Origin of the sequence: Aquipuribacter hungaricus (assembly GCF_037860755.1) — a bacterium.
GTDB classification, from domain to species: domain Bacteria; phylum Actinomycetota; class Actinomycetes; order Actinomycetales; family JBBAYJ01; genus Aquipuribacter; species Aquipuribacter hungaricus.
In genome coordinates, this window is record NZ_JBBEOI010000453.1 from 1 (window position 1) to 1,055 (window position 1,055).

The window sequence follows — 1,055 nt, forward strand, 5'->3', positions numbered from 1 at the left end:
GGCGCGGTCCCGCCGCGACCTGGCGCGTGCCCAGGCAGCGCTGGCGGAGGCCGTCGTCCCGGACGTCGTCGTGCTGGAGGCCGTCGTGCCGCAGGCCGTCCCGTCCGGGGCCACGCTGTCCGGCGTCGCGTCGGAGGCTCCCCTGCGGGTGCCCGCCGCGCCCGCCCCGGTGCCCACCGACGCCCCCGTGCCCGCCGGCGCGCCCCGCCTGCCCGTCGGCGCCGGGGTCCCCACCCCGCGATCCGGCCGCCGCAGCTTCGCCAGCGTGGACCTGCGGGTCTTCGACGCGTTCAGCGAGGCCGACCTGGAGGACGAGGACGCCGTGCTCGAGGCGCCGGTCCGTCGCGGTCGGCACGCCGCCGGGCCCGCGGTCGAGCGGCCCGAGGCAGGACCGGTCACCGCACCCTCGCTCCTCACCGCCGCGACGGTCCCTGTCCCGGGCAGGGGCACGTCCCCGGTCACCGACCCGGCCGCGACGGCTGCCCGCGCGGCCGTGGTCGCCTGACCCGTCCGCCGCCGCACGACGGGGTGGGGGAGGATCGGGGCGTGGACGTCGTGACGGAGCGTGCCGAGGAGCCGTTCGACCCGCGGGGGGTGCGCTTCCGTGGGGTCAGCCGGAAGCTGGTCTGGGTGCGGCTGGCCGGGGCCGGGGTGTTCGCGCTCGTCGGCCTCGTCGTCGGCGTCGTGCTGTACGTCCTGCTCGACACCGGCTGGGTGCTGCTGGTCGCGGCCCCGGGCGTGCTGCTCGGGCTGCTGTCGCTCGCGCTCGTGCCGGCCCAGGTGCGGGCCATCGGCTACGCCGAGCGCGAGGAGGACCTGCTGGTCCGCCGCGGCATCATGTTCCGCTCCCTCACCGTGGTGCCGTACGGGCGGATGCAGTACGTCGACGTCACGGCCGGCCCGGTCGACCGCGCCCTCGGCCTGGCCACCGTGCGCCTGCACACCGCGAGCGCGGCGAGCGACGCCACCGTCCCCGGCCTGACCGCCGACGCGGCCGCCGAGCTGCGCGACCGCCTCACCGCCGCCGGGCAGGCCCGGCTGGCCGGGTTGTGACC

1 protein-coding gene and 1 pseudogene are annotated in these 1,055 nt (G+C 78.9%); both read left to right on the forward strand.

The annotated features are described in order from the left end of the window. Window positions 1–505: pseudogene (locus WCS02_RS20555) on the forward strand (hypothetical protein); the annotation flags it as partial. Window positions 506–546: 41 nt separating this feature from the next. Further along, entirely contained in the window at window positions 547–1,053 is a 507-nt protein-coding gene (locus WCS02_RS20560; RefSeq protein ID WP_340296176.1) for a PH domain-containing protein, read from the forward strand. The last annotated feature ends 2 nt before the right edge of the window (window positions 1,054–1,055 follow it).